The organism is Mesorhizobium sp. M2C.T.Ca.TU.002.02.1.1, assembly GCF_003997225.1.
This window is the reverse complement of record NZ_RZTO01001306.1, coordinates 1-1,000: the sequence shown is the minus strand read 5'-3', so window position 1 is coordinate 1,000 and position 1,000 is coordinate 1. Positions and strand designations below refer to the sequence as shown.

The following is a 1,000-nucleotide window of genomic DNA, read 5'->3' as shown; positions in this document are numbered from 1 at the left end:
GCGTTTGATCAGCCGCGACCGATCCGCCCGTCGGATCGCCTTCTCCTGACTTTGCGTGCGGCGAGCCTCATTTCACCAGCTGCGGCAAATCCTTCAGGAACGCCGCCCGTGTCGCAAGCCCCTTCGGCTTGTCGGTACGCTTGGCATCGATGACCAGCCTTGCAAAGACGATGCGGCGGCCGTCCTTCTCGGCCCAGCCGACAAACCAGCCGAGCGAGCGCTTGCCGTCCTGGCCAAGCCTGGTGCTGCCCGTCTTGCCCTGCACCGTCCAGTCTCCCGCCGCGAAGGTCGGCAGGATCGCCCTGGTCATTTCATGCGCCTTCGCCGACACCGGCATCTTGCCGGCGAGCAGCTGGCGAAGGAACGCCGTCTGCTCGACCGGCGATATTTCGAGCGAGGAATTGATCCAGGATTGCGTGAGCCCATTGTCCTTGCCGGCATCGCCCGAGACGTCCTTGTTGCCATAGCCGAATTTCGACACGTAACCAGCGAACTTCTCAGCGCCCAGACGCCGCGTGATCTCGCGCGAGTACCAGACGATGGAATCGCGCTCCCAGATCGTCGGATCGACGCTCTTCTGATCGCGCTTCGCCGCCTTGAATTCGGGCTTGTAGTCCCAGCTCGGCGTGTGCGCATCGGTCAATATTCCGGCATCGTAGCCGATCAGCGCCAGGGGTACCTTGAAAGTGGAAGCCGGGCTGACGCGCTTGTCGCAGACACCGTCCTGGTAAAGTGTGGCGCCGCTTTGCGCATCCTGGATCAGCGTGCAGTGGATATCGTTGAGCGGCGCCGATTGCGCTCGCACCGGCAGGCCCAGCATCCAGGCCAGAAGGAAGAGGACGATGGCAAAAATGAAGGGATAGCGGTCCATCTGGCGCATGGCGAAGTCACTCCGGTATGAGATTACGAGAGCGGCTTAGCGAGGCGTCTTGTCTCGATTTTGTCTCAAATTCGCAGTGTTTGTGCAGCTTCGCGTTAACCCTACCGGACCGTTAAGATC

The 1,000-nt window shown here is 61.3% G+C and carries 1 protein-coding gene; it reads right to left on the bottom strand.

The features are described 5' to 3' along the window. Positions 1 to 67: 67 nt before the first annotated feature. Positions 68 to 880 (bottom strand): class D beta-lactamase, encoded by an 813-nt coding sequence (gene blaOXA / locus EOD07_RS35680; RefSeq protein ID WP_127238457.1) that lies wholly within the window; start codon positions 878 to 880, stop codon positions 68 to 70. Positions 881 to 1,000: the final 120 nt, after the last annotated feature.